Annotated in this window: 21 protein-coding genes; all 21 read right to left on the reverse strand. The window is 60.3% G+C overall.

All coding sequences use genetic code 11. The features are described 5' to 3' along the window. Positions 1–1,133 (reverse strand): cell division protein FtsZ (ftsZ, locus tag O6929_13885; GenBank protein MCZ6481470.1); only part of this gene is annotated, 1,133 nt, incomplete at its 3' end. Between the two features lie 177 nt (positions 1,134–1,310). Continuing rightward, on the reverse strand, positions 1,311–2,549 hold the full coding sequence (gene ftsA, locus O6929_13890; protein ID MCZ6481471.1) for a cell division protein FtsA: 1,239 nt from the start codon (positions 2,547–2,549) through the stop codon (positions 1,311–1,313). Then, positions 2,528–3,322 (reverse strand): FtsQ-type POTRA domain-containing protein, encoded by a 795-nt coding sequence (locus O6929_13895; protein MCZ6481472.1) that lies wholly within the window; start codon positions 3,320–3,322, stop codon positions 2,528–2,530. The genes ftsA and O6929_13895 overlap by 22 nt, the downstream gene beginning before the upstream one ends. A 339-nt stretch (positions 3,323–3,661) precedes the next feature. Further along, on the reverse strand, positions 3,662–4,567 hold the full coding sequence (gene murB, locus O6929_13900; protein MCZ6481473.1) for a UDP-N-acetylmuramate dehydrogenase: 906 nt from the start codon (positions 4,565–4,567) through the stop codon (positions 3,662–3,664). Between the two features lie 263 nt (positions 4,568–4,830). Continuing rightward, positions 4,831–6,207, reverse strand: a complete 1,377-nt coding sequence (gene murC, locus O6929_13905) for a UDP-N-acetylmuramate--L-alanine ligase (GenBank protein ID MCZ6481474.1) — start codon at positions 6,205–6,207, stop codon at positions 4,831–4,833. 8 nt (positions 6,208–6,215) lie between these two features. Beyond that, a complete protein-coding gene (gene murG, locus O6929_13910) occupies positions 6,216–7,307 on the reverse strand; it encodes an undecaprenyldiphospho-muramoylpentapeptide beta-N-acetylglucosaminyltransferase (GenBank protein MCZ6481475.1) in 1,092 nt (363 codons plus the stop codon). Beyond that, positions 7,304–8,431: a putative lipid II flippase FtsW gene (gene ftsW / locus O6929_13915; GenBank protein MCZ6481476.1), complete on the reverse strand. Its 1,128-nt coding sequence runs from the start codon at positions 8,429–8,431 to the stop codon at positions 7,304–7,306. Before ftsW ends, murG begins: the two co-directional genes overlap by 4 nt. Next, positions 8,412–9,818 (reverse strand): UDP-N-acetylmuramoyl-L-alanine--D-glutamate ligase, encoded by a 1,407-nt coding sequence (gene murD, locus O6929_13920; protein MCZ6481477.1) that lies wholly within the window; start codon positions 9,816–9,818, stop codon positions 8,412–8,414. Before murD ends, ftsW begins: the two co-directional genes overlap by 20 nt. Before the next feature lie 114 nt (positions 9,819–9,932). Further along, positions 9,933–11,015, reverse strand: a complete 1,083-nt coding sequence (gene mraY / locus O6929_13925) for a phospho-N-acetylmuramoyl-pentapeptide-transferase (protein ID MCZ6481478.1) — start codon at positions 11,013–11,015, stop codon at positions 9,933–9,935. Beyond that, positions 11,015–12,391 carry a UDP-N-acetylmuramoyl-tripeptide--D-alanyl-D-alanine ligase gene (locus tag O6929_13930; GenBank protein MCZ6481479.1) on the reverse strand — a complete coding sequence of 459 codons (1,377 nt, stop codon included), beginning with the start codon at positions 12,389–12,391 and terminating at the stop codon, positions 11,015–11,017. Before O6929_13930 ends, mraY begins: the two co-directional genes overlap by 1 nt. A 101-nt stretch (positions 12,392–12,492) precedes the next feature. Further along, on the reverse strand, positions 12,493–13,986 hold the full coding sequence (locus O6929_13935) for a UDP-N-acetylmuramoyl-L-alanyl-D-glutamate--2,6-diaminopimelate ligase (GenBank protein MCZ6481480.1): 1,494 nt from the start codon (positions 13,984–13,986) through the stop codon (positions 12,493–12,495). Next, the gene (locus tag O6929_13940; protein ID MCZ6481481.1) at positions 13,961–15,697 is read right to left on the reverse strand and encodes a penicillin-binding protein 2; all 1,737 of its coding nucleotides are present in this window, start codon (positions 15,695–15,697) and stop codon (positions 13,961–13,963) included. The genes O6929_13935 and O6929_13940 overlap by 26 nt, the downstream gene beginning before the upstream one ends. Then, positions 15,694–16,047 (reverse strand): cell division protein FtsL, encoded by a 354-nt coding sequence (locus O6929_13945; protein ID MCZ6481482.1) that lies wholly within the window; start codon positions 16,045–16,047, stop codon positions 15,694–15,696. Before O6929_13945 ends, O6929_13940 begins: the two co-directional genes overlap by 4 nt. Then, a complete protein-coding gene (gene rsmH, locus O6929_13950; GenBank protein MCZ6481483.1) occupies positions 16,037–16,957 on the reverse strand; it encodes a 16S rRNA (cytosine(1402)-N(4))-methyltransferase RsmH in 921 nt (306 codons plus the stop codon). Before rsmH ends, O6929_13945 begins: the two co-directional genes overlap by 11 nt. 105 nt (positions 16,958–17,062) lie before the next feature. Next, positions 17,063–17,506 (reverse strand): division/cell wall cluster transcriptional repressor MraZ, encoded by a 444-nt coding sequence (gene mraZ / locus O6929_13955; GenBank protein ID MCZ6481484.1) that lies wholly within the window; start codon positions 17,504–17,506, stop codon positions 17,063–17,065. A 317-nt stretch (positions 17,507–17,823) separates the two neighbouring features. Next, a complete protein-coding gene (locus O6929_13960; GenBank protein MCZ6481485.1) occupies positions 17,824–18,180 on the reverse strand; it encodes an aspartate 1-decarboxylase in 357 nt (118 codons plus the stop codon). 13 nt (positions 18,181–18,193) lie between these two features. Beyond that, positions 18,194–19,042: a pantoate--beta-alanine ligase gene (panC, locus tag O6929_13965; GenBank protein MCZ6481486.1), complete on the reverse strand. Its 849-nt coding sequence runs from the start codon at positions 19,040–19,042 to the stop codon at positions 18,194–18,196. Positions 19,043–19,051: 9 nt separating this feature from the next. Further along, on the reverse strand, positions 19,052–19,936 hold the full coding sequence (panB, locus tag O6929_13970) for a 3-methyl-2-oxobutanoate hydroxymethyltransferase (protein MCZ6481487.1): 885 nt from the start codon (positions 19,934–19,936) through the stop codon (positions 19,052–19,054). Between the two features lie 231 nt (positions 19,937–20,167). Beyond that, positions 20,168–20,815, reverse strand: a complete 648-nt coding sequence (locus O6929_13975) for a deoxynucleoside kinase (protein MCZ6481488.1) — start codon at positions 20,813–20,815, stop codon at positions 20,168–20,170. Beyond that, positions 20,812–21,339: a 2-amino-4-hydroxy-6-hydroxymethyldihydropteridine diphosphokinase gene (folK, locus tag O6929_13980; GenBank protein ID MCZ6481489.1), complete on the reverse strand. Its 528-nt coding sequence runs from the start codon at positions 21,337–21,339 to the stop codon at positions 20,812–20,814. Before folK ends, O6929_13975 begins: the two co-directional genes overlap by 4 nt. 254 nt (positions 21,340–21,593) lie before the next feature. Next, on the reverse strand, positions 21,594–21,836 hold a 243-nt coding region (locus O6929_13985), incomplete at its 5' end, for an aminotransferase class I/II-fold pyridoxal phosphate-dependent enzyme (protein ID MCZ6481490.1).

Raw genomic sequence — 21,836 nt, forward strand, 5'->3', positions numbered from 1 at the left:
AAGGTCGGGATGTCCAGTTCGTCTCCCTCCATCTCTTGCAGCGTCAGCTGGGCCGGAATGCCCTCCCCCTTCCCCGCCCGGCGCCTCAAATAGGCGGGCCGTTCTCCCACCTTGTTGGCGTTGGCGTAGGCCTTGAGATCGGCGATCTTGGTCTCCTCGGCCACCCGGGCATGCTCTTGATCAAAGCCAGTGGCGATGACTGTCACCCGCACCTCGCGGTTCATCCGCTCATCGATCACCGCTCCGAAGATAATGTGGGCATCGGGATCCGCGGCTTCATAGATCATCTGACCCACCTGCCCGACCTCATGGATGCAGAGGTCCGGCCCCCCGGTGATGTTGAGCAGGACGCCCCGGGCCCCCGCGATGGAGACATTTTCCAGGAGAGGGCTGTTGATGGCCCGCTGGGTCGCCTCGACGGCACAGTCTTCTCCAACGGCGTATCCGGTTCCCATCATGGCTAACCCTCGCTCGGACATGATGGTCCGGACATCGGCAAAGTCCACATTGATCAGCCCAGGGACCACGATCAGATCAGAAATCCCTTGGACCGCCTGGCGGAGGACATCGTCGGCGAGCTTGAAGGCCTCGAGGAAGGTCGTCGTCTCCTCGGCAAGGGCGAGGAGGTGCTGATTGGGTATGGTAATGAGGGTGTCGACTTTTTGCCTGAGCTCCTGGAGCCCCCGCTCTGCCTGCGCCAAGCGCACCTTCCCTTCAAACTGGAAGGGTTTAGTCACCACGCCCACCGCGAGAACCCCGATCTCCTTGGCGAGATTGGCGATGATAGGAGTTCCCCCCGTTCCGGTCCCCCCGCCGAGCCCGGCAGTCACGAAGACCATATCCGCCCCCTCCAAGAGGCTCAAGATCTTGTCGGTATCTTCGATGGCTGCCTTGCGCCCGATATCGGGATTCGACCCCGCCCCCAATCCCTTGGTGAGCTTCTCGCCGATCTGCACCTTCCTTTCGACAGGCGAGGACTCCAGGGCTTGGGCGTCGGTATTGACAACGATGAACTCTACCCCCATCATCGCGGAGATTGCCATACGGTTGACCGCATTCGAGCCTCCCCCTCCCACACCGACGACTTTAATTTTGGCTGTCTTCCGAGGCGCCTCTTCTAAATGAAACGGCATCGCATACCCTCCTCTGTGTTGACCGTTAACCGACGACCGTTATCCGACGACCGACCGATGTGAGGTGTTGGGTGTTGGCTTTTAGGTATTGATTCCCAGCTCCATTTGAATCGAGAAGCCGTATCCAAATCCCAACACCCAAGACCTGGACTTCGGACTACGGACATTGGACTTTCCCTAAAAGAATTCCCCGAACCACTCCCGCATCCGCTCTGTCACCCGACTGAACAATGCCCCCTCTGTCACGCGTCTGAACTTACGCTGATGTCTATGCTGGGCCCCGTACTGGACAAGGCCCACCGCTGTCGCATAGATGGGGCTCGCCACGACGTCGACGAGACCCGTCACCCCTGTGGGAATTCCCCGCCTCACCGGGACCTTGAGAATTTCCTCGGCGAGCTCCGGGACCCCCGGGAGGATAGAAGAACCCCCCGTGACGACCATCCCTGCGACGGTCGCGTCTTCAAAGCCGACCCGCCGGACCTCCCGGTCGACGAGGGAGAAAATCTCTTCCAGGCGAGGCTGAATGATTTCACAGAGCATGTGCCGGCTCACGATGCGGGGGCGCCGACCACCGAGACCGCCCACCTCGATCTTTTCCTCTCTGTCGATCAGTGCGGCGAATGCACATCCATATTTCTTCTTGATCTCTTCCGCTTCGTGGACCGGCGCGCGCAGGCCGATGGCGATATCGTTGGTGACGTGATCTCCCCCAACCGATAAGACTGCGGTATGGTAGATACTGCCATCTGCAAAGACGGCAATGTCCGACGTGCCACCCCCAATATCCACCAGAATCACGCCAAGGTCCTTCTCATCGGCGGTGAGGGTCGAGAGACTCGAGGCCAGCTGCTGGAGTACGATATCTTGGACTTCCAGCCCCGCCCGGTTGCAACATTTAATGATGTTCTGCGCTGAGGTGACGGCACCGGTCACAATATGCACCTCTGACTCCAGTCGCACCCCGGTCATCCCCAGCGGCTCTTTAATCCCCCCCTGGCCGTCCACAATAAATTCCTGAGGCAGCACATGGATCACCTCGCGATCCACCGGCAGTGCCACCGCCTTGGCGGCATCGATGACTCGGTCGATATCTCTCTGGGTAATCTCACGGCTTTTCCCCGAGACTGCAATCACCCCGCGGCTGTTGATCCCCTTGATGTGGCCGCCGGCAATCCCCACGAAGACCGAAAAGACATCCACCCCAGCCATCAGCTCGGCCTCTTCCAGGGCGCGCTTGATCGAGTCCACGGTGACATCAATGTTTATCACGACCCCTTTTCGGAGACCTTTGGACGGACTGGTCCCGATGCCGATGATGTCGAGCGTCCCGTCCTCCGCCAGCTCAGCGATGACGGCACAGATCTTGGTGGTGCCGACATCTAATCCCACGATCAGGTTGTTCTGCCATCCCACCTCTCACCCTCCTTTCTCCAGGGCTTCAGAATCACCCACCCGGGAAATCTGAGATCCACATAGGCAAAACTCTCCAGCTTCTGGCCTCGATGGCGCAGGGCGATATCGAGACGCGTGAGCTGCCGGAGGGGATCTGCCGGCCCGAACCGGAGGATCGGTCGGGCCTTCGCCAGGCGCAGGGTATAGTTCCCATTTGCTTCCACGGCGACTTGTTCTACCTGTAGCTGTCGTAGCACTGGTGCCTCGCGGATCGCCCCAAGCAGCTCAAGTCCCCCCAAAAGGTGCGGATCGTCGAGATGTTGCCCCACCCGGCACTTGACCCGCGCCACGGGCCGAATCCGAGGCAGGATTCGGGGGGGACGCCCCTTCACTTCCTCGAGCATGAGGCCGTCAGCGCTCAAGAGACAAGTTTTCCCGGCGAGCAGAAAGCCCACCGGCTGTCGCTCCTCGACGGTAACGATCAAGCCAAGGGGGAGCCGCCGCTGGATTGATGCATTCCGGATCCACGGGTGCGCCATGATCCTGCCGGCGAGCTCCTCCAAATCCAATTGGAAAACGTTGACCGGCGCCTGGAGCCGAAGTTGGGAACGGACTTCCTCTGGTGTCACGTGACTATTCCCTAGCACCTGGATATCGTTCACCTCAAAATGAGAGAGCTCAAGGAGCGGCGGGTGAACCCACCACACACCCCCCACGACAAGCGTGCCCAGCACCAGGACCCCTGCGATCCGCCTCAGTATGCTCCAGGGATTTCTTTTCCGTTTCTGCCGCACCCCGCCCCCTCTGCGGTTCATAGTTCAGGGTTCATGGTTCAGAGTTCACAGTCCAAAGTCCGATGTCCAATGGCCGACGTCGCTAAGAGCGAGGAGGGGGTTCCTTCCGAGGCAGGCGACATCTGGTTTGCGTCGGCCGGGGTCCCGCCGCCGGAGCGCAGCGCAGGCGGGGGTGGCCCGCACGAGCGAATTACAACGCCTCAGCATGCGTAACGTTGCCTCCGCGCATCAAGTCCGTGAAGAATTTGGCGCCGCCGAGGAAGGTCCCTCCGAGCTTTTGGTTCACGGTTCACAGATCAAAACCCCCATCTTCCCGTGAACTCTGAACTCTGAACCATGTTACTCTTCCCCTACCGCTTGGACTTCGAGCTCAAGTTCCACACCTGTGTCCTCGTGGACCCGTCGTTGCACCACCCTGATGAGGGCCAAAACGTCCACCGCCGTGGCTCTGCCAAGATTGATGATGAAGTTTCCATGTTTCGGCGAGAGGCACGCATCGCCGACCCGTGTCCCCTTCAGCTTGACCTTCTCCACCAACCGCCCCGCATAGTCGCCAGGCGGATTCTTGAATATCGACCCCGCCGACCGCCACTCGACCGGCTGCCGACGATTCCGCTCGAGGAGATTCTCCGAGACGCGGCGCCTGATCTCGACCGGATCACCCCGCTCCAGATCGAAGTTCGCTTCCACAACCACGCATCCCGCTGGGAGAGACGAGCGTCGGTATGAAAATTCCAGCTGGTCTCGCGAGAAAATGTGCTCGTCTCCCTCTGGGAGGAGGAGCCGAACCTCCGCAAGGTGGTCCGCAATGCAGCCCCCGGCGGCACCGGCGTTTCCTTTGACTGCGCCACCCACAGTCCCCGGGATGCCGGCGAGGCACTCCATCCCGGCAAGCCCCTGCCTTGAACAGAAGGCAACCAGCCGACTGAGTCGGACGCCTGCGCCGGCCCTGATTCGCATCTCTTCACACGCCAATTGGGGAAAGACCCCAGCCATATGGAGCACCACTCCCCGGAATCCCCCGTCTCGAACCAAAAGATTGCTTCCTCCCCCCAGGACGAGATAGGGAACTTGTGCCGAGCGACAGAATGTAAGGGTAGCTTGCACATCTTCCAGCCCTTCGGGAAAGACCATGATGTCCGCGGGCCCACCAATCCCAAATGCGGTATGTTTATCAAGCGGCTCTCCGTAACGGACACGCCCCCTGATCTGTTGCTCCAGCGCTCCCCTTTTTTCTCGCTCCATCCTCTCAGTCCGGTTCACGGTTCATGATTCACAGTTCACGGTTCACGGTTCACAGTTCACAGTTCACGGCTCACAGTCCAATGTCCGATGTCCGATGTCGGCGAAACCCTACAAACCCAACAAACTCAACAAACCCAAGAATCCCAAGACCCAAAACCTGTGAACAATGCACGCTGAACTCTCAACTCTGAACCCTCAACCCTTAATCCTCAACTCTGAACTCTTGACTCTCACTCCTTCAACCCTGAACCACGAACCCTGAACTATGAACTCTCCTTTAGGCGGTGGAGGAGCTCTTCGCCCACACGCCAGATGTCTCCGGCCCCCAGCGTGATCACCATGTCCCCGGCCTGGAGGGCGGGGAGCAGGAACTCTGCAACCTCCCCCATGTCCGGTATAAATGTGACATTCCGATGCCCGTGTCCCAGGGCACCGTCGGCAATCTGCTTGCCACTCACCCCTGGGATCACGGGTTCTCCGGCCGCGTACACCTCCGTCACTACGAGGAGGTCAGCCTGGTAGAAGGCGGTAAAGAACTCCTGGAGCAGATATTTGGTCCTTGTGTACCGGTGGGGTTGAAAGACCACGACGATCCGCCGGCCAAAGCCATCCTTGGCGGCATTGAGCGTGGCATGGATCTCGGCCGGGTGGTGGCCGTAGTCATCGACGACGAGAATCCCGCGGGCCTCTCCTTTTATTTGGAACCGACGATCGACGCCGGCGAACTCCTCCAGCCCTTCCCGGATCACATCAAGCTCGAGGTCCAAATCGAGACCCACCGCGACGGCGGCCAACGCGTTGCTCACATTGTGGACTCCTGGGACCCTGAGTCGAAACTTGCCCAAGACTTCCTGGCGCGCCACCACGACAAACTCCGATCCCATCCCCTGCAGGATGATCTCCCGCGCGGTGATGTCGGCCTGGGTCCTCAACCCATAGGTGATAAAACGCTTTTCCACACGAGGGAGGAGGGCTTGGATATTCTCTTGGTCGAGGCACAGGATCGCGGACCCGTAAAAGGGGACCTTATTGATGAACTGAAGAAAGGTCTCTTGAACATGTGTCAGGTCCCTGTAGTAATCCAAATGCTCGGCATCAATGGTTGTCACCACAGCCAGGGTGGGAGAAAGCTTGAGAAACGAACCGTCGCTCTCATCTGCCTCTGCCACCAGGAAGTCTCCCCGCCCCAGCTTCGCATTGGTCCCTAAACTTCCCAATCGACCGCCGATAACGATGGTGGGGTCCAGGCCCCCCTTGGCCAGCACGGTGGCCACCATGGACGTCGTCGTGGTCTTACCGTGGGTCCCGGCTACCGCCACTCCGTACTTCAGCCGCATCAGCTCCGCCAACATCTCCGCCCGGGGGATCACTGGAATCAGTTGCTGCCGGGCTGTGATCACCTCGGGATTATCCGGTGCCACCGCCGAGGAGCGGACGACCACATCCGCTCCCTGTACGTGCTCCGACTTATGACCAATGAAGACGCGAATCCCCAATCCCTCAAGATGATGTGTCGTTTCCGACGACGCGGCGTCGGACCCGGTGACAAGATAGTCCATGTTATGGAGGACCTCGGCGATCCCGCTCATCCCGGCTCCGCCGATTCCCACGAAATGGATATGGCGATATCGCTTCACCATTGTTTCGCTCAGGCCTCCACCCCGGCCAGTTGGCAGACGAGATCCGCTACATGGGAAGCTGCTTGCGGCCGCCCGAGGCTTTGCGATGCCCGCCCCATTGCGGCAAGCGTTGTCGCGTCGTCGAGCAACTCTTGAAGCTCGAGCGCAAGACGGTGTCCTGTCAGATCCCGATCCAGGATCAGCCGAGCGCCGCCGACCCTCACGACCTCCTCCGCATTCCCCTGCTGGTGATCATTAGTGGCAAACGGATAAGGAACCAGAAGGGCCGGTTTCCCAAGCGCGATGAGCTCTGCGATGGTGGTGGCTCCGGCCCGACACACCACCAGATCCGCGGCGGCATAGGCTGAGGCCATGTCCTCAATGAAGGGGAGGATGCGGGCCTCGCCTTTCCATCCTCGGTAGCCTTCCTCAAGTACAGAATGGTCCCGCTCACCTGTTGCATGAATGAATTGAAGCCGATCGCGCAATCGGGTGAGATGTGGAAGGGCCTCCGCCACTGCCCGGTTGATCTGCTGAGCTCCTTGACTTCCGCCGAACACGAGCACAGTCACTCTCCCGGGGTCCAGCTGAAAGGCCTCGAGCCCCTTCCGCCGGTCAGCCTCCAGGATCTCGCGGCGGATCGGATTCCCTGTCACCACGACGTCCCGTCGAAAATACGAACGGCTCTCGCCGAAGCTCACCGCCACCGTGTTCGCAACCCGCGCCAGGACCCGATTGGTCAGGCCAGGAGAGAAGTTCTGTTCGTGGATGAGGAGGGGAATCCGCCTGAGCACAGCCGCTATGGATACGGGTCCTGCCGCGTAGCCACCGACGCCGACGACAACGCGAGGTCGGTGTTGTCCAAGGAGCCAAAGGGCACGGGTCAGTGCCTGGGGGAGCAGAGCAAGGGATCTGGCCTGACCCTGGAGCCTTCTCCCCCTCAGTCCCTCGACGCGGATCGATTCCAAGGAAAATCCCTCCGCAGGAAAGGCAGCCGCCTCCAGTCCTCGAGCCGTGCCGACCATCAGAACCTCGATGCCTCGTGCCCTGAGCTCCCTCGCAAGGGCCAGAGCAGGAAAGACATGGCCTCCCGTTCCTCCACCTGCCAGGACCACTTTCACCGCCTTCCTCCGCGAAGACGGAGATATCCGGGATAGACCGGAGGACAGCGAGAGATACTTAGCAGGATACCTACCCCGATGAGGCTCATCACGAGCGACGTGCCCCCGAAACTTACGAAGGGAAGGGGAAGACCGGTCGTCGGTAAGATCCCCACGACCATCCCGACATTGATTGCCGCTTGGGCAACAATAAGGAACGTGATCCCTAGGGCGAGGTAGCACCCAAAGGGATCGGAGGCCTTCAGCGCGATACGGAGTCCGCGCCAAAGAAAAAGGGCAAAGAGGCCCAAAACGGCGATCCCCCCGGCAAACCCCAATTCTTCCCCAACGATCGCGAAGATGAAGTCGGTATGCGCCTCAGGAAGATAAAAGAGCTTCTGCATTCCATCACCGAGCCCGGTCCCCAACGAACCTCCCCGCCCCAAGGCCACCTGGGATTGGGTGAGCTGATACAAATATCGGGAAGAGACCTGAGCCGGGTCCACTATCGCCAGCACCCTCCCCCGGGCATGCGGAGCCTGCATGAGGAGAAAACCCAAGATCGGTAAGAGGCCCACGCTCATGAGGACCATGTGCGAAATCCGGGTCCCGGCAACAAAGAGGAGGGCTCCGACCGTCGCGAAGATCATCAACGCGGTCCCGTAACTGGGTTCCACTGCAATGAGTCCCACCACGACCGCCGCAAAGATGACGGGAGGCAGCAGTCCATCCGTGAACGCGCGGATCCGGTCTCCCTTCCTGGCCAGCAGGCGACTCAAACACAACATAAGTGCAAACTTGGCGAACTCGGCGGGCTGAAATGAAAGACTGCCAAACCGAAGCCAGCGTCGAGCGCCATTGATCTTTGTGCCCACCTCCGGGATCAGGACCAAGATCAACAACAGAACAGAAACCAGATAGAGCAGAGGAGCCCATCGCTCGAATCGGCGGTAGTCTTGACCCATGAACCAGATAAGGATGGCGAGGCCGATGACCGCCCATGCAACCTGTCTCTTCAAGAAAAAGACCGGATCCCCGAAGTTTTCCTGGGCCCGGATGGCGCTCGCACTGTAGACCATGAGAATCCCCAATCCCACCAGAATCAGGGTAATGGTAAAGAGGACTTTATCGTATTCCCCTTGCATCCCCGCTTCGCTCCCGATCCCTGAGTCGTCCCACCATCGCTTTGAAGACCTCTCCTCGCTCTTCGAAGTCCCGGAACATATCGAAGCTCGCACAGGCCGGGGAAAGGAGGACGACATCTCCCGGAACAGCTAAGGCCTGTGCGGCCTCCACCGCTTCATCGAGGTTCGCCGCCACTTGGATGGGACAGGCCCCTCTCAACGTCACCTGCAGCTTTTCCCGGGCCTGGCCGATGAGGATGGTCGCCTTGACTTGCTCCTTGACCACGGGGACCAGGGGCCTGAAGTCCGCACCCTTATCCAGCCCCCCGGCGATCAGGATCACCCTTCCCGCCGGGAAACTTTCAAGCGATTTCACCGTCGCCCCCACATTCGTCCCTTTGGAGTCATTGAGGTACCGGACCCCGGCAATCTCCGCCACCGTCTCGAGGCGATGTTCGAGTCCGGGGAAGTGCTTCAGAATTTCCCGCATGGAATGAGAGGGAATCCCCAAGATGCCAGCAGCAGCGATAGCGGCCAAGGCGTTCTCGGTGTTGTGGGCTCCCTGGATCTTGAGGTCCTTCCGGTGACAGATAGCCTCCTCTTTGCCTCCCAGGCGGAGCCAAAACGTTCCCTCCTGCACAAAAGCCCCCTCCGTCACGGGCTGACCCTGACTGAAGAAGATCTTCCTTGCCTTGCCACGGGCGGCAGCTTCCATCGTCAACGGGTCGTCGGCGTTCAAAACCGCCACGTCTTCAGGCATCTGATTCAGGAAGATACGAGCCTTTGCCGCAAGGTATCCGGCCAGGTCCGGATACCGGTCCAGATGGTCCGGCGTGACATTCAGGAGGAGGGCCACCTGGGGACGGAAGGTGTCGATGGTTTCCAGCTGGAAGCTCGAGATTTCGGCCACCAACCAACACGCCTTGGAAAGCCCCGGCGCCACGTCGCAGAGGGCGGTCCCGATGTTCCCGGCAACAATCGCTTTCCTTCCTGTATGTTTGACCATCAGCCCGAGTAGCGTGGTGGTGGTACTTTTCCCGTTCGTTCCGGTAATGGCGGCGAACGGGGCTTGACAGGCCCGAAACGCCAGCTCGACCTCGCTCCACACTCGGACCCCCCGCGACCGAGCCTCTTGGAGGAGGGAGAGGTTCGTGTCGACCCCTGGACTCACGACAATCAGGTCAGCCTGGAGAAAGGCATCTGGCTGATGGCGCCCGAACTCAAGGATCACCCCTTTTCTCTTGAGGTCTTCGAGGTCCGTCTGGATCTTTACAGCCGGACGATGATCGCTGCCGGTCACGAGCGCCCCCTGACTGACCAGGAGCCTGCAGGCGGCGGCACCACTACGGGCTAACCCCACCACCGTCACCTTTTTCCCTCGCACATTCAGCGTTCGCTGGTTCGACATGATCCATTCCTGTTCACAGTTCACAGTTCACGGATAAAGCCACTCCCTCTTCGACGCCGATGAGCAGATCCTTTTGTGAACCCTGAACCATGAACCCTCGACCATGAACGCGCCTCATCTCAGCTTCAACGTGGCGAGCGAGATAAGCGCCAGGATGAACGAGATAATCCAGAACCGGACGATAATCTTGGGTTCTGCCAACCCGTTGAGTTCGTAATGGTGGTGGATGGGAGCCATGCGAAAGATCCGTCGACCGGTCGTCTTGAAGGAAAAAACCTGGAGGATGACCGAGACCGTCTCGATGACAAAGACCCCCCCAATAATCACCAAGAGCAACTCCTGCTTTGTCAGCACCGCCAACAGGGCAAGCGCCGTCCCGAGCGCCATGGATCCTGTATCCCCCATAAAGATCTGGGCGGGATAGGCGTTGAACCAGAGAAATCCCAGCGCGGCCCCCACCACGGCACCTCCGACAATGGTGAGCTCGCTCGATTCCCGAACGTAGATGACCTGCAGGTAACGGGCGATGGCAACATGTCCCGCCACGTAGGCCAACACGGTGTACGCGCCAGACGCCATAATCACGGGGCCCGTCGCCAGCCCATCCAATCCGTCAGTGAGGTTGACAGCATTACTGCACCCCACGATGATCACCATCACCAAGGGGACGTACATCCATCCGAGATCCGGGACCCACCACTTGACGAAGGGAATGCTCAACCGCGTGGTGAGTGCGTCTCCTGGAGATAGATACAGATAGAGTCCCACGCCGAGTCCCAGCGCGATTTGCCACGCAAATTTGTAGCGCGGCGCTAACCCCTTACTGCTCTGCCGCCTCAGCTTCAAGTAATCATCGCAAAACCCCACCGCCCCCATGGCTATCATCCCGAACAGGGTGAGCCAGACAAACCGGTAGGTGAGGTTGGCCCAGAGCAGCGTTGAGCCGGTCACCGCTGAAAGAATCAGGAGGCCGCCCATGGTCGGCGTTCCGGCCTTGGCCATGTGGGTCCCGGGGCCATCTTCGCGGATCTGCTGACCCACCTGCAGCCCCCGGAGTCGCTCGATGATATACGGACCCAGCACGAGGCTCAGGAGAAGGGCCGTCATGATCGCGCCCGCGGTCCGGAAGGTGACATAGCGGAAGACGTTGAAGACCGTATGGTAATCGACCAGCGGATAGAGGAGGTGGTACAGCATCACAGTCCCTCGAGGAGTTTCTCGAGTTTCATTCCTCGTGACGCCTTCAGGAAGATCCAAGGCCTCTGCGTGAGCTGCGCCCGCAGCACGGCCTGGGCCTCCTCATGGTCGCGGCAGCAGTGGATCCTGGTGGCGTCAAATCCCTGGAGGGCCGCCCCCTCGCCAAAGGCCCGCGCCCTCTCTCCCACCGTGATCAAATGGGCCGGTCGCAATCGGGCCACTGAGGCTCCGACCTTTCGGTGGGCGGCCTCGGACCCCGATCCTAACTCCAGCATGTCTCCGAGCACCACGATGGTCTTCTCCCCCCTCGCCATGTGGAAGAAGATCTCCAGGGCTGCCGACATTGAGGTCGGATTCGCGTTATAGGCATCGTTGATGATCACGGCCCCTGAGGGATGGAGGATCTTGTCCATCCGCATAGCAGCCGCCGGCGCCCGCTCGAGCCCTGCGGCGATAGCATCGAGGTCCACCCCAAGCGCGACCCCTACAGCCGCCGCGGCCAGCGCGTTAGACACATTCATCCGGCCGGGTACATGCAGGCGGACCGGCTGTCTTTTGCTCCCGGCACAGAGGGTGAAATGGGTCCGGCCGTCTCTTCTCATGCGGATCCGCTCCCCCCGGACATCAGCCCGAGAGCCGAGGCCAAAAGTGAGGAGCCGGCCCCGGGCTCTCGGGAGCAGGGGCGTAAGATATGGATCATCCTGGTTAAGGACAGCCACACGATCCCCGCTCAGAAATGGGAGGAGTTCCCCCTTTGCCTCCACCACCTCCTCGACCGAACCGAGAAACTCGAGGTGAGCCTCCCCGATGTTCGTGATCACTCCCACATCCGGTTCCGCTATCTCTGCCAGGCGATGAATCTCCCCCCGCGCGTTCATCGCCAGCTCAAGGACTGCCACCTGGTGGTCCTCTCGGAGTCGGAAGAGGGTCAAGGGCACGCCGACCAGATTGTTCAGATTCCCTGAGGAGACGAGGACGCGATACCCTTGGCGGAGGATGCCTCCCGTCATCTCTTTTGTGGTCGTCTTGCCATTACTCCCTGTAATGGCCACGACCCGCACCGGAACCTGCTTCCGCCAGAGATTCGCGATTTGCCCCAATGCCCATTGGGTGTCTTCCACCTGGATCACCACGAAACCCGGTGAAAGAGAGATTCCGGGAGGAGAGGAAACAACACACCCCACGGCCCCTCTCGTCAGGGCTTGCGGCACGAAGGCTTGGCCATCGAAGGTCTTGCCCTTCAGGGCGATGAACAGTTCGCCACGCTCCAACGTTCGGCTGTCCGTGGAGAAACGCTCGATACCCTGGTCTGGTGAGCCGGCGACGAGGATTCCCTTCGTGACCGCCACGATTTCTCTCACTGCTAGTTGGGGCATCTCTTGCTCTTGTCGATCGATGACCGAGGGATTTCGAAATTCGAAATTCGAAATTCGAATTTACATGTGAACCCTGAACCCTGAACTCTGAACTCTGAACGTCATTGGTTGTACCCCATCTGCCGCAGAATCCGCCGGGCGACTTCCCGGTCATCGAAGGGAATCACCTCATGTCCGATGGTCTGTGTCCTCTCGTGCCCCTTGCCAGCAATGAGGACGACATCGCCGGGGCGGGCCTCCTTCAGCACCGCCTCAATAGCCTCCCCCCGATCGACGGCCAGGGTGGTCTTCTCTGCCGCCCCTGGAACGCGGTCGATGCCCGCCTTGATCTCTTCCATAATGGCTTCGGGTACTTCGCTCCGGGGGTTGTCGGACGTGAGAAAAACCCGGTCGGCCAACCGCGCCGCCGCCTCCCCCATCAAGGGACGTTTCTTCCGGTCCCGGTCGCCCCCACAGCCAAACAGGACGATAAGCCGACGCGGACGGAGCTCACGGAGGGACCGCAAGGCCCACTCGAGCGCATCGGGGGTGTGGGCATAATCCACCACCACCTCGAAGGGCTGTCCACACGCGACCGGCTCCAACCGGCCGGGGATATGGCGAACCGTGGCAAGGGCCTCCAGGGCCTTCTGTACAGGGACTCCGAGCGCACCTCCAACACCCACCGCGGCAAGGAGATTGTAGAGATTGTGCCGGCCGAGGAGAGGGGAGCGAAGGTCGTCTTCCCCCCATGGGGTGCGGATGGTCGCCCGGATCCCTTCGAGGTCATACGTGGCAGTGGCCGCAGTGACATCGGCCTCAGGAGTGAATCCGTACGTCACCACCGGCCCATCCGTCAACTCCTGGAGTCTCTTGCCTCCCGGGTCATCCAGGTTGATGACCGCTGTCCCTCCCCTTTTTCGGAACATCGTGAAGAGCCGAGCCTTCGCCTCGAAATAGTCCTCCATTGTCCCGTGGAAATCGAGGTGATCCTGCGTCAGGTTTGTGAAGACGGTGACGTCAAAGGTGCATCCCTCTACCCGATGCATGGCGAGGGAGTGTGAGGAGACTTCCATCACGGCGACATCCCCTCCCTGCCCACGGATCCACCGGAGCAGCGCTTGCAGATCCGAGGCCTCCGGGGTGGTCCGATCCGCTTCCCGAACGGTTCCCCCGCACCGGTACTCGACCGTCCCGATCACTCCTGCCCGTCGGCCGCCGGCTTCGAGCACCGCCTCGCAAAGGTAGCTCACCGTGGTCTTGCCGTTGGTCCCGGTAATCCCTACGAGAGAGAGCTCACGAGACGGCATATCGTAAAAACGAGTGGCCAGGTGGGCCAGGGCGCGTCGAGATTCTGCGACTTGAACGATGGTCCCGGGGACCGGTTCCCCGGTACCGCTTCGAATATCGCGCTCGACAATGAAGGCAACGGCCCCTCGGCGGACCGCGTCGGGCACGAAGTGATGCCCATCGTGTCGCTGGCCCCGAATACTGACAAAAAGGCTCTTGGGTTCCACTCGCCGGGAATCGTACTCGACCGCGGCGATTTCCTGGTCCAGGCTTCCCTGGAGAAGGATATATGGAAACCCATCAATTAGCTGTCCCAGGGGTTTCATAAGGCCTCCGGGCGACGCGATCGACCCGGGCGTGGAGAGGGGAGATCTCGAGATAGTTCAATATCTCCCGTGCGATTTCCCGAAACGCCGGAGCCGCGACGCTCCCCCCCCAGGTGAAGCGTTGCGGTTCATCAATCAAAACGAGGATGGCCAGTCGGGGATCCTCCGCGGGGAGGAAGCCGACGAAGGAAGCCACCACTTTGGTGTGGGAATAGCGGCCGGTGTTCTGGTCAAATTTTTGGGCCGTCCCGGTCTTGCCTGCTACTAGCGTGCCGGGGATCGCTGCCGCTTGTCCCGTTCCCCGCTGCACCACCTCGGTGAGCATCGAAGCGAGCGTTCGAGCCGTCCCCGGCGATATCACGCGTCGGACCAGGAACGGCCTTATCTCCTTGACACGACCATCTGGGTTCCGCACGGCCTTGACCACGTGAGGGCGCACCAGGTGGCCGCCATTGGCAACAGCCGCGACGGCCGTGATGAGCTGGATTGGCGTCGCGGAGATCTCGTGGCCAATGGAGAGAGCGCCGATAGAGAGCCGGGACCACTGCTGTGGTCGGCGGATCAGACCAGGGCTCTCGCCGGGCAGATCCACCCCGGTCGGCAGGCCAAAGCCAAAACTTGTGATGTAGGAGTAGAAGAGATCCTTGCCTACCTTCATTCCTACCTTGACGGCTCCCACATTGCTGGAGAAGGCCACGACATCACGGAAGGTCATGCGACCGTATTTCTCATGATCTCGAATTTTCACCCCCGCCACCTCGATGAAGCCGTCTTCACCGTGAAAGAGATCCCCTGGCCTCACCAGTCCCTCCTCCAAGGCGGCAGCGGCGAGGATCAGTTTGAAGGCAGATCCGGGCTCGTAGGGATCGGTGAGGGCTCGATTCCGACGGAAGGCGGGGGGGGAGCTCCCATATTTGTTCAGGTTATAGGAGGGAACGTTGGCCAGAGCGAGAATTTCCCCCGTTGCAGGATCCACCACGATGACCGTTCCTGACTTTGCCCCGGAACGCCGGATCGCTACATCGAGCTCCCGCTCCGCCACATACTGGATCGCCTCATCGATGGTCAGAAAGAGGTCCGAGGCTGCAGGGGTGTCCTCGGCTTCTCGAAAAACGACCCGTCCGAGGGCATCGACCCGGCCGCTCAAGAACCGCACCCCGCCTGTCAAGAGGTGGTCATATTTGAGTTCCACCCCTTCGAGTCCCTTGTCATCGAGCCCCGCAAAGCCGATGACGTGCGCAGCCAGGTTTCTTCTAGGATAATACCGTTTCCCCTCGGGAATAAGGCCAACTCCTGGGAGGGCCAAGTTCCTGACAGCCTCGGCCCGCGACAGATCGACTTTGCGTTGAATCCAGATGAAGGGGCGATCACTCCGAAGCTTTTTCTGAATTTTCCGGGCTGGAAGATTGAGCACTCGGGCCAACCGGGAAGCGGTAGCGATTGGGTCCTGGACTAATTGGGGGTGCGCAAAGACCGACGCGGCATCGAGGCTGATCGCCACCGCCCGCCCGCGGCGATCATAGATGGTCCCCCGCTTCGAGGCCACCGGGATGCGGCGTTCATACTGCGCGTTGGCCCGCGTTCCGAGATCGTGATGCCGGACGATCTGGATGAGATAGAGCCGCACGCCGACGAAGCCCAGAAACGCGGCAAGCCCTAGAGCCGGAATCGCGATTCTTATCCGGGGCGGTTTCTCGAAGTAAGGCGTCACGGCGGTTCCTCCATGAAGACAATCTGCCCTGGAACCGGATTGACCATGCCCAGCTTGCCTCGGGCGATCTCTTCGACCCGCTTCAGGGAGCGGAGTCGCCCGAGCTCCACACTGAGTGCCTTTCCTTCCTGGATCAGGGTGGCCCGCGCTGCCCGCAGTTGCTCTACCTGGTAGCCGAAGCGCACCACTTGGACATGCTGCCACACGTAGATGAGGAGGCCGAGCAAGAGAATCGCACCGACGAGGAGCATCGGTTTCATCTCACGGGCCAGCTTGTGCTTCCCCCGTCGAGCACGTACTCCAAAGGGAAGTTCCTGCTGCGTCGATCGTGACCGGACCCTAGTGGCCATCCCCCGCCCCCCGCCGCTCCGCCGCCCGAAGCTTGGCACTCCGAGCGCGCGGATTCCGTGCCGTTTCCTCGGCTGACGGCGTGACTGGCCGCCGCGTGAGGATGTTGACAGCGGGGACCGCCCCCGGCGCCGCCAGTCGGCGGAATACTTGCTTGGCCACCCGATCCTCCAGCGAGTGAAAGGCAAGCACGCAAATCCGGCCACCAGGTTTCAGGGAGCCTACCGCCGTTTCTAACGCTGCCTCAAGCCCCTCCAACTCTTGATTGACAGCGATCCTGAGTGCCTGAAAGGTGCGGGTGGCCGGATGAATCCGACGGGGCCAGAACCGCCTTGGAATGGCCCGCGCCACAATCTCGGCCAGATCCCGCGTGGTCTCCAGGGACTGCCCCTTGCGCGCCCTCACAATGTGACGCCCGATCTGACGGGCCCACCGCTCTTCTCCGTACTCCCGGATGATCCGGGCCAAATCCTTCTCCGGAAGTTCATGGAGCAACTCCCGGGCCGTGGGCCCACCGCTTTGCCGGTCGATGCGCATATCGAGGGGACCCTCGAACTGGAAGCTGAACCCCCGACTGGGATCGTCAAACTGCAGCGACGAGACGCCCAGGTCATACACGATCCCATCAACGCCTTTTGGGTAAAGGTCAGAGACCAGGAAAGGGAGTTCCCGATAATCGCCCCGAATCAACCTCACGCGGTCGCCAAAATGCCTCAGTCGATCCCTGGCAACTGCGATTGCCTCGGGATCCCGATCGATCCCCACGAGCCGAGACGGCGGGCCTGCCGCCTCGAGAATCGCTGCGGCGTGACCCCCGCCTCCCACGGTGCAGTCCAAATACACTCCCTCCGACTTCGGTTGTAGGCTGGCCAGCACCTCCTGGACCAGCACCGGGATATGTCCGATTGTCACCCCGCCACGGCCAACCGTTTCAGCAGACAGGGCTGTCGGGCCCGCCGCTCATCCGGATAGTGTTCAAAGAAGTGGTACGCACCACAAACATCCTCTCCTCCTCGGTCAGATACCTAACTGAGCCAACCTGGCGGCAATGTCCTCAAAGGTCACCGGGGAGGTGGTGAGGAAGTGTTCCCACCGCTCCCTATCCCAGATCTCTATCCGATTGAGGGTGCCCACGATCATCACCTCCCGGCCCAGACCTGCCTTCTCCCGATGCTGGGGAGGGACGAGGATACGCCCCTGCCCATCGACCGGGCACTCACTTGCGGCGGAGTAGAAAAGGCGCAGGAACGCCCGGATGTCTTTTTCGAAGTTACTCTGGGCCTGGATCTTTGCTTCAAAGTGGGCCCAGACGTCGAGAGGGTAAGCGGTGATGCAGGAGTCAAAGTCGGTCAGGACGAGGATATTCTGTCCCCGATTCTGTAAGGTTTGGCGGAACCTGGAGGGAATGCTCAGTCGACCTTTTTCATCGATTGTATGTGGGAACCGCCCTATGAACCGCATAGTGCCCCCACACAAAGCAATTTCTGTACCACTTCATCCCACTCTATCCCATTTAGGCGCACACCTTACCCACCCCACGCCACCTTGTCAAGAAAAATCGTGCCTTTCCTGACATTTTCTGGTTGTCCTGGGTTGAGCCCTTGATGTTGGGGAAAGGGGGAAAAGCAGGACCGATATATGGGGGGTTAGGAGAAATGCCCGAAGGGGGCTGGGAACTCCCCCGCCTTAGAGTCCCAATAGCAAGAACGAGGCGAATTGAACGGGGCGGTCGGACTGATACTCCCCTGACCAATGAGGCAGACCAGTGAAGTTCCTCATCACAGCGTCGCGGCGATTCGGTTCTGCTCGCCCAGGAGCACGATCTTAGGTTTATGCTCTGCCGCTCGAGCTTCCTCAATGAGGCCATAGGCGGCGATGATCAAAAGATCGCCAGGATGTACCAGCCGCGATGCTGCCCCATTGACGGCCACCTTCCCCGAGCCGGCCTCACCGGCAATCGCGTAGGTCTCAAAGCGCGCGCCGGTATTGAGGTTATACACTTGGACCTGCTGATAGGGAAAGACGTCGGCAGCAGCGAGGATTTCCTCATCGATGGCGATGCTTCCCTCGTATTGGAGATTCACCTCTTGCGTTACCGCCCGATGGATCTTTGAAACCAACATGATCCGATGCACTTTGACCTCCTCTCTAGTGATTACCGATGACAAGATTGTCGATCAGACGCGCCCTTGAGAAGCGGACCGCCAGTAGCGCCACAGCCGGGCCGTTAACCTTCTCGAGGGGCTCGAGCGTGTCGGGATCGCAGAGGGCGACGTAATCGATGGTGGCGGAAGTTCCCTCTTGGATCATTCGCCGCATCCCTTCCACCAAGGCTCCCGTATCCTCTTCGCCTGCCTTTACCTGATCCGCACCCCAGCACAGGGCCCGGTAGAGCCTCGGGGCCTGCCGCCGCTCCTCAGGAGTTAGGTTCACGTTGCGAGAGCTCAAGGCGAGCCCATCGGGTTCGCGGACGGTGGGCAGCACGACAACCTCGATGTCCATGTCGAGGTCCCGGGCCAAGCGCCAAACGATACGGGCTTGTTGGTAATCCTTCTGCCCAAAGTAGGCTCGGTGAGGCTTTACAATAACGAATAGTTTCGCTACCACCGTCGCCACCCCCCGGAAATGGCCAGGGCGATACTCCCCCTCCCACCGACGCGTGAGCCCCTCCACCTCGACAAAGGTGCCATATCCTTGCGGGTATATGCTCTTCTGCTCAGGGATAAAGACGAGATCAACCCCTTCCGCCTCCGCCTTGGCACGATCCCCTTCGAGATCGACCGGATATGTCTCCAAATCTTCTTGTCGATCAAACTGGGTTGGGTTGACAAAGATGCTCACCGCGAGGATGGGGTTCTCCCGGCGCGCCGTCCGGAAGAGGGTGAGGTGACCTTCGTGGAGGTAGCCCATAGTGGGGACGAATCCGATTCTCGCCCCCTGCCGGCGAAGCTCTGTCACCCTCTCCTGCATTTGTCGCGGATCGCGGATGATCTCCATCGGAGCAACTCATCCCCTGCCGATGGTTTTAATCTGTTGATGCCGGCGGGCCAGATGCTGTTCCCACCTGCGGCTTTCAGCCTCATCCAGACTAAACGCATGTTTGGGGCCGGGAAACTGTCCGTCCTTGACTTCCTGGCGGTACTGCGTAAAGGCACCCGTGATCGTTTCCTTCAACCCGGCGTAATGCTTTACGAACCTGGGGGTGAAGTCGTCGAAGAGACCCAAGAGGTCATTGGTCACCAATACCTGACCATCGCAGCAGGACCCTGCGCCAATGCCGATGGTGGGGATCCGCAGCTCTTTGGTGATCACCTCCGCTACCTGCCAGGGAATGCTCTCGAGGACGAGGGCAAAGATCCCCGCTTCCTCGAGGAGCAGGGCCTCATCCAAGACATGTTCGGCAGCCGTTGCAGTCCGGGCCTGAACTTTGAAGCCCCCGAACTGGTGGACCATCTGCGGTGTGAGTCCTAGGTGGCCCATCACCGGGATGCCGACGCCCACCAGACGCCGCGTGAGGTCTGCTACCTCGCCTCCCCCCTCCAGTTTGACCGCTTGTGCGCCTGCCTCCTTGAGAAATCGACCGGCGTTCCTGATCCCCTCTTCCACACTGGCTTGGTACGACCCAAAGGGCATATCAGCCACGAGGAGGGCCCGCCTGACCCCTCGGCCAACGGCTCGAACGTGATGAAGCATTTCCTCCATGGTGACCGGCAATGTGGTCTCATACCCGAGCCCTACCATGGCTAACGAGTCCCCCACCAAGACCACCTCGATTCCCACCTCATCGAGGAACCGGCCGATGGGGTAGTCATAGGCCGTGAGCATGGTAATCTTTTCACCGCGGCCCTTCATCTCCTGTAAGGTGACCGTCGTTACCCGCTTCACCGTCACGATCGATCCCTCCTTTCTTACGAGCCGTCAGCTGTCAGCCTACTAGAACAACCCAGTCTGACTGCTAATGGCTGAATGCCAAATAAAAAGGCCTCCCGGCCGTGCCGGGAGGTCCTCGGTTGTTTGCGCTGATCCGACGCCGTCAGTAAACTTGCCACTCCCGACGGTTCCCGTTCAGGGTGGCTTCTCTGCCGGCTCTCGAGGTGTCCTGTCCTACCCGTCTCGGTCCGCTTAGGATCCAAGCGGGACGTAGTACTGTGTCCCCCGCTTCATCGACTGAATCTGCTTAACGAGATCGTCGAGGTCCTCCTTTCTTTTGACAAAGTCAATCTCCGTCGTGTTGACCACCAAGAGAGGCGTCTCGCTGTAATGAAAGAAAAAATGGTTGTACGCCTCGGCCACGTCTTCCAGGTAGCTCCGGGGAATATCCCGTTCGTATCCCCGCCCCCTGGTGGTGATCCTCTTATACAATGCCTCCACGTCGGCTTGCAAGTAAATTACGAAATCGGGCTTTGGGACCCGGGCTTCCAAGAGGGCGTGGATCTTTTCGTAGAGCGCGAGCTCGTGATCATCTAACGTCAGATAGGCGAAAATCCGATCCCTCCGAAAGAGATAGTCACTCATCAAGCGTTGCCGGAACAGGTCGGACTGGAGGAGCTCCTGCTGCTGGCGGTAGCGGGTCAGGAGGAAATAAAGCTGGGCCTGAAACGCATACCGCCGCATATCCCGATAAAAATCCTTCAAAAATGGGTTCTCCTCAACCGCCTCCAGGACCGCTCGCGCCTGCAGGCGCTGGGCGAGAAGCTTGGCCAGCGAGGTCTTGCCGACCCCGATCGGTCCCTCTACCACGACGTACTGCGGCTCGTACTCGGCGGTCATGGGGCACCACTCTCACGGACCGGCACGGTAAGCCAGTCCCCGGCCACGACTCGCACCTCGGGCGCAGGAGGCAGCTGCGACAGCAGGTCACCCACACGGATTTCGAGCCCCGGATGCAGCAGATCGGGATCGAGCTCGGCCAGCGGGACCAGGACAAAGCGCCGGAGATGCATCCGTGGGTGAGGGACTTGGAGGTTCGGCTCTGCGATGATTTGGGAGCCGTACAGGAGAAGATCGATGTCCACGACCCGTTCCTCCCCCCGCCCCCGGGTCTGCGGGCGCCCACAGGCCTCCTCCACCTGTAAGAGGGTCTCCAAAAGCTGCTGGGGGGCGAGAGAGGTCTCCGCCTCCACCACACCATTGAAAAACCACCCCCCCGCCACGTCCACCGGCTCCGTCTCATAGAGAGAGGAAATTCGGAGGAGTCGGATCCCCGGACGCTGCGAGAGCAGTGAGATGGCGTACTCCAATGTTTCCCGCCGATCCCCCAGGTTTGCACCGAGACCGAGATAGGCCCGGATCACCCCTCGCGCCTCCGACGTTAGCTGTCAGCAGTCAGCTATCAGCTGTCCGCGGGGATATTTCGAATGTGTGATTGGGGAATTCGGATTTTGCGCGTTTGCAGCCGGCTTTCAGTCCCAAATTCGAAATCGTTCGACTGAGGGGCTCGACGGTGAGCTCGGCCGAACCGCTCACGACTCGAAGTCCGCAATTCGAAATCCGAAATTCCTGAGAGCCTAGCCTGCTAGCGTTTTAACCACCAATCACCAGCCACCACTCACCACTTTAGCTTGCCGATGCGCTGCACCGCTTCCCGGATCCGTTCCACCGGAACGGTAAGGGCTGCCCGGATAAACCCTTCGCCATGGGGCCCGAAACCCACTCCCGGCGTAGTGACGATCCCCGTCTCCTGGAGCAGCCGCTTGACCAGCTCGGTTGAGTCATACCCGGGAAGGACCGGAATCCAGACGTAGAAGCTCGCCTGCGGCTTGGTTACATTCCATCCGAGGGCCTTCAAACC

The organism is Candidatus Methylomirabilota bacterium, from assembly GCA_027293415.1.
Taxonomy (GTDB): Bacteria; Methylomirabilota; Methylomirabilia; order Methylomirabilales; family CSP1-5; genus CSP1-5.